The organism is Psychrobacter sp. APC 3426, from assembly GCF_030408035.1.
GTDB lineage: Bacteria > Pseudomonadota > Gammaproteobacteria > Pseudomonadales > Moraxellaceae > Psychrobacter.
On the sequence record NZ_JASDCF010000049.1, the window covers coordinates 1 to 5,790 of the forward strand.

Here is a 5,790-nt window from a genome sequence, read left to right on the forward strand (position 1 = left end):
ATTAAATAGATATTGATGATAAATTCGTCTATGGGCATCTCACAACTCCATTGTATTCTTGGTCGAAAACAATAGATTAGTGAGGTGCTCTTCTTTTTTCAATCACTTTCGAAGTTGAGAGTGGGGTACTATATGGTAGTTACACAAAGTTTGGGAAAGGCTCCCCCTGCTTTTTGTTTATAAATGACCGTTAGGGTTGCCTCATCCAAGGTAGGTAAATCCATGTCATTTAATGGCAAATAGGTTGTGCTTTCAGCAAATTGCTGTTTGATTTGTTGTAGTAACTGAGCCGAAAATGACTCAGTATGGGCATTGACTGTGGTATCAATGACAAGCGTTTTCATGGTTTTATACCCCATTTTTATTGGTTTAATTTGGCTAACACATTTTCTGCTAAGTCTTGCAACGTTTCTTTGACAGGGCGTTTGGTAGGCTTTAAATTAATGGTGACATGAGATAAGCCTTGTTCTTTCTGCTCTTGCCAAAATTCCAGCAAACTATGTGACCCGCCTCGTAGATAAATATTGCGAGATAATTGAGCAGGCTCATTCGGATTCTCACTAAGTTCGACAAAATTGGCATAACCAAAAGGATGCCAAGCGTCATCTTGATTTAAATCCGCCAAGGTTTGCACAATATTTTTGGTATCTTTTGGGTTTACCCCATGCCAAATCCACGCATCGGCAGTATTAGCAAGCCAATCTAGTTCCTGTCTGGCACGACCAATAGCAACCATCGGTAAGCGTTGTTCAAGGATAGGGATAAAGCCAATATTTCCTGTTAAATCCCCATAATGTTGCCCTTTAAACTGCGGAAATTTTTGGGTGGTTAAGGCACGAATCATGTCCCAACTTTCTCGAAAACGCTCGGCACGATTGTCAAAGTTTTGCTGAAACACAGGGTATTCCACAGGTCTATCGCCACTCGACATCCCCAAAATAAAGCGATTATTGCTTAATACTGCCGTACTTGCTGAGGCTTTGGCGATATGAATGGGACTCCGCAAAGGTGCAACGATGCCTGCTGAACCTATCGCAATTCGTTGGGTTTTCGCAGTCAAATAGCCCATGGCAACCATGGGGTCAAATGCTTGTCCAACATCGCCAAAACTTGGGTCATAAAATGGCACATCTCGCAACCATAGTGCAGAAAATCCAAGCTGTTCTGCTAAGACAGCGGTTTCCCCAAAGTCTTCTAAGCTCGGAATCGGACTATTGGGATAGCCTTTAAACGGGGCAATCAATCCCAAGGTGAGTTTATCCGCTTGAAACACCTCACTAAATGCAGGGTGATTGGCAAGATGAGGGGGTAGTTGTTTTTGTTGCGGGGTTATATTTTCATTCGTCTGAGCGGTGTGAAATAATTGGCTATTGTCTTGTCCAAGAACAGAGAGGTTTGGTACATCAGTTTGTGAGCTTGTGGTCATGGGAGTCACTCCGTTAAATTAAGCATTAAAAAATATAGCCCTAGTATAATGCTTTTATTTTTAATGATAATTGGGGTAAAATTAGAAACAGTTTTGCTTTTTTTGCAAAAATATGTTTATTCAAAAATACACTTAACTGCTAACAAACCCATGACCATCAATTACTTCTATGCCCTCACTATTTTTCACCATGTGGCGAATACTAATAGCTTTACTGCCACGGCAAGTCAGCTTGGGCTGGCGGTGTCGTCTGTCACTCGGCAAATTGATAACTTAGAACAATCCTTGCAAATTAAGCTATTGAATCGCTCAACCAGACATTTGGATTTGACCCATGCAGGGATGCGTTATTTACAACAGACCGAGCCGATATTAGCTGAATTACAACAGGTAAATGAAGCGATTAAAGAGGAGCAAATTGAGCCACAAGGGCGATTGTGCCTTACTTTTCCCAGTGCCTATGGGATTGAAAAAATCGCCCCATTGCTTGCCGAATTTGCCCATTTATACCCAAAAATTGAATTGGAGCTATTTGCCAGTGATGAATTTGTAGATTTATTTAATGAGAAATATGATGTAGGGGTGCGGTTAGGGCGTGTGGAGGATGACCGCTTGGTAGCAAAATTTATTGCCTCTCAGCAACGGCTGTTATGTGCCAGTCCCGATTATCTACGATTGCATGGAACACCACAAATACCGTCACAATTAGCCGAGCATAATTGTTTGCCATTTATGTATCAAGGCTATGCGTCAAAGTGGTATTTCCATCAAACGGGTAAAACGCAAAGTTTGCGGGTGACAGGGAATTTGATGGGTAATAATATAGAAATGCTGAAACAAGCCACGCTTGATGGACAAGGGATTAGCCATTTACCTAATTGGCTGATTGAGAAAGCGTTGCAGTCTGGGGCGTTGGTACAGGTGTTGTCTGATTGGCAAGTGACCCCGTCTTTGGCGACAGATGACGGGATTTATTTGGTGTATCCGCCCACTAGCCGTAATGTGGTAAAAATTGGCGTGTTGGTGAATTTTTTAGCACAGCGTTTGATAGGTTAAACTGTAGATGGTGATATTGTGAAAAGCAGTAGAATATTATGCGTAACTAATTTAGGAAAGGCTTTCTTCATCATACTATTCTGATTTAAGTAACTGAACAAATTTAAATTATAAAAAACCGTTCGTGGTGAGCTTGTCGAACCATAACGGTTTTCCTACTCTTCAACAGGCTCAGGGTGAACGGAAAACCATATATAATTTTGTTTCATTACTTACTAGAATAATAGCTTAATACTTTTGTTTGTGCGGTGTGTAGTGGTCATATCTTCTCTCCAGTCTTGGTGATAGTATAATCTCTTATCTACTGTCCTATTTCATTATGCCACTACAATGATGCTGGATATGCTCGCAACCATTGCTCGAAAAGACTATGAGGATCGCCGTAACCGCCAGATACAAGGTATTGCTCGTGCTAAAGCAGAAGGTAAGTATTCAGGACGTAGGAAAGATACAGAGAAGCGTAAGATCATCGCTAGTCTGCTTAAATCAGGTCATAGCTATTCTGATATTCAAAAAATGACCAAGTGCTCACGGCATCTGATCGCTGATGTGGCCAAGGAAAGACCGAAGATGCTCAGTACTCATTGAGTGGTTCCACTATAGCAGTCTACTATGAGTAGTCTGTTAATTGATTAATGAGCCTTTTTAGATGGTTCCGCTGGGATATACTGCGTTTATTATAGATGTGTTTGTCCGTAGTATTGTTGGCTGGAAGGTGTCTAATCGTATGAACATCGATATGGTGATGGCAGCGTTAAATCAAGCCATTGCAGACAGAAACAACCCAAAAGACGTTATTCATCGTAGTGATAGAGGCGTTCAGTATTTATCTATTCGTTATACTGATAAGATGGCTGATTCTGGCGTTATTACCTCTGTTGGCACGCGGGTAATTCATATGATAATGCATTGGCTGAAACGGTTAATGGGCTTTATAAAACAGAGGTGATTGATTATTTAAAACAGCAGTGGCAAGGTGTGAATGATGTTGAATTAGCAACTCTTGAATGGGTTGATTGGTTTAATAAAACACGTTTGCATAGTACGATTGGTTATGTATCACCTTTCGAGTTTGAAAAGCAATATTATGATAGTCTTAGTGAGTCAGGCAAAGTTGCCTGACTCAAATAAAACGCTCTCCGATATAGTCGGGGCGGTTCAGATAGCCAACTGGTTTAATAATTATAAAGAAATTATTCCGGTATATATGGGGTTAAAAAACGCACTAAGGCACTGATTATTAAGAGTATTAGAAGAAGGTGTTGATATTTTATAAATCGTTCTGGGATAAATAAACACAGCACAGATACTATAAAAATTCCTATAATTTCAATCAAATTAGATAGACTTTGAGAGCCAAATCCTAGCCCAGTTAATACGACCCACAAAAATGATGGTAAGAATACTAGGCTAAATTTTTTCAATGGTTTATTCATAGGTTAGGCTTATCTTCTATGTGGGCGCAATTTCTATTGCACCGGCAACGGCACAACCCTGATATGCTTTGCCTGCGTAAGTTAATATTGCAGTAAGTTCATTTTGATAGCCATTGTCATCGATACAAAGGTTATTTTTTATATTCACAACAATAGGCTGTCCATTGATAGTACTCGCGTATTCGACACCTTCAGTATTGACAGAACCAGAACCCACCACGATAACTGTTGCTGTCGTTGGCTTTAAGAAATTCGCCTCTATACTTAGCTCATTTCCTTCAATCACTATTCGCCAAATTTTTTCTTTAGCGGTGTTTCCAAAAGCAGTAAATGCCGCTGACGCTACCGGCACTTCTATTGTAGGCTGCTTACTCAGATCCGTGGTGTCGGCACGATGGTTATTACAAGCCACTAGAGCTAAGCTGCCCGTTAAGCACATTGTCGTTAGAAGCAAAGAACGCATAATTTTTCCTTTAAATATAATAAGAGAACACCACTATTTAGCAGTGTTCTCTTTGTTTACGTGATGAAATTCAGGTTTTTACTACCATAGGTAGGTTTGCGGTAGAACTAGAAGATAGGGCATTAATTAATACTATCCATTACGGGCGGCCTTATTCAGTAACTTACCAACGCACTCTCTATATTAGTAATACTAATATAACATATCTATAAAGGTTGACAGTGTGCAATAAGATAAAATCGTTTTTTTTACTGCTTGAGTGTTTAAAATATGAAAAATTTAACTGCTGCTATTCTAATTGCTCTTCCTGTTCTAATGGTAAGCCCTACAGTAATGGCCGCCTCTTCAGATGCAGTGGCTAAAACTGTTGATGTTCAATTTAAAAAAGGCGCTAGTTCAGCTAACTATTATGGGAAATTAAAGGGTAGTAAGTACGATTCCTATACATTTTATGCCAAAAAGAACCAAAAGCTTTCTGTTAAAACAGCGGGAGGGAATGTAGATTCTTATTTATTCCATAAGAATTTAGCAGACTCTGTTAACGTAGGAGAGTACGCCCCTGAGCTGGATGACCAAGGTTATTACACGCTTCCATATTCAGGTAAATATGAATTACGTATTCTTCAGCCACGTTCTCAAGCTTCTAAAGGAAAAACACCTCCATATTGGCTAGAATTATCTATTCTATAGGTATATAAGCTTAATAATGGAGAGCATCCTATATTCTGTGTAACAGCTATGTGGCTTTCATCAATAATTACACAAAATGTAGGATGCTCTCATCATGCAACCGACTTATTATAGTGTTTAACAAGTAATCTACAGTTTCGTCAAGCATGAACCGATGTAAACGTTAAATAACATTTTAGTCTTATTCATAACTTTTATTATTTCTTATTATTTATGGCACGTCAGCTTGATTAGGTTTTAAAAGCTATTATCCTACCCAACTTTTTGTCTAAACCTCATAGATTCAAGAGTAGCCAGCCATATCAAAGGTAGAATAATCAGCGCAGACCCTACTAACAAAGTCATATTTGGCACTTCATTAAACCATATGATTCCAACCACCACCGCCCCTATTAAACCTGAGTATTCCGCACTAGAGACTTTGTACGCTTCAATGTGTCGATACACCTGTACGCATATACCTGCATAAATCAAAATGAATATATTTGAACTGGCGGCCGTAATCAATGAGCGCCAATCAAATGGCTGTCCTTCCCAAATAGCCAAACCAAGCGCGAATGGGATTCCTAATAAATTGGTCAAAAGTAGCGTTTGAACCGCCCCGGGATTGTCGGAGACTCAATTTTCTGAGAGAATACGACAATGAAAACACGAAACTATACCCCTGAAATGCAAGAGCGAGCCGTCCGTATGCTAATTGAAGCTAAAGACGACTACCC

The 5,790-nt window shown here is 39.6% G+C and carries 5 protein-coding genes and 2 pseudogenes; 4 read left to right on the plus strand and 3 right to left on the minus strand.

The genetic code is table 11. The annotated features are described in order from the left end of the window. Positions 1-128 precede the first annotated feature (128 nt). Both QL919_RS13920 and QL919_RS13925 read right to left on the minus strand, forming a co-directional pair. On the minus strand, positions 129-344 hold the full coding sequence (locus QL919_RS13920; protein WP_290190071.1) for a hypothetical protein: 216 nt from the start codon (positions 342-344) through the stop codon (positions 129-131). 17 nt (positions 345-361) lie between these two features. Then, complete coding sequence (locus QL919_RS13925) at positions 362-1,426, minus strand: TIGR03571 family LLM class oxidoreductase (protein ID WP_290190072.1); 1,065 nt, start codon at positions 1,424-1,426, stop codon at positions 362-364. Between the two features lie 150 nt (positions 1,427-1,576). On the opposite strand from QL919_RS13925, the gene QL919_RS13930 reads away from it, so the two are divergent. The 3 genes and pseudogenes from QL919_RS13930 to QL919_RS13940 all read left to right on the plus strand — a co-directional run. Further along, on the plus strand, positions 1,577-2,482 hold the full coding sequence (locus QL919_RS13930; protein WP_290190073.1) for a LysR family transcriptional regulator: 906 nt from the start codon (positions 1,577-1,579) through the stop codon (positions 2,480-2,482). Positions 2,483-2,812: 330 nt separating this feature from the next. Beyond that, positions 2,813-3,070 (plus strand): annotated as a pseudogene (locus tag QL919_RS13935) (resolvase); the annotation flags it as partial. Between the two features lie 76 nt (positions 3,071-3,146). Further along, positions 3,147-3,604 (plus strand): annotated as a pseudogene (locus tag QL919_RS13940) (DDE-type integrase/transposase/recombinase); the annotation flags it as partial. Between the two features lie 330 nt (positions 3,605-3,934). Here the strand turns inward: QL919_RS13940 and QL919_RS13945 are convergent. Next, positions 3,935-4,381 carry a hypothetical protein gene (locus QL919_RS13945; protein ID WP_290190075.1) on the minus strand — a complete coding sequence of 149 codons (447 nt, stop codon included), beginning with the start codon at positions 4,379-4,381 and terminating at the stop codon, positions 3,935-3,937. A gap of 270 nt (positions 4,382-4,651) precedes the next feature. On the opposite strand from QL919_RS13945, the gene QL919_RS13950 reads away from it, so the two are divergent. Next, positions 4,652-5,071 carry a hypothetical protein gene (locus QL919_RS13950; RefSeq protein WP_290190076.1) on the plus strand — a complete coding sequence of 140 codons (420 nt, stop codon included), beginning with the start codon at positions 4,652-4,654 and terminating at the stop codon, positions 5,069-5,071. The last annotated feature ends 719 nt before the right edge of the window (positions 5,072-5,790 follow it).

Bases quoted from the DNA above. Each gene is read 5' to 3' on its own strand.
- QL919_RS13920 (WP_290190071.1), bottom strand. From the start codon at position 344: ATGAAAACGCTTGTCATTGATACCACAGTCAATGCCCATACTGAGTCA.
- QL919_RS13925 (WP_290190072.1), bottom strand. From the start codon at position 1,426: ATGACCACAAGCTCACAAACTGATGTACCAAACCTCTCTGTTCTTGGA.
- QL919_RS13930 (WP_290190073.1), top strand. From the start codon at position 1,577: ATGACCATCAATTACTTCTATGCCCTCACTATTTTTCACCATGTGGCG.
- QL919_RS13945 (WP_290190075.1), bottom strand. From the start codon at position 4,381: ATGCGTTCTTTGCTTCTAACGACAATGTGCTTAACGGGCAGCTTAGCT.
- QL919_RS13950 (WP_290190076.1), top strand. From the start codon at position 4,652: ATGAAAAATTTAACTGCTGCTATTCTAATTGCTCTTCCTGTTCTAATG.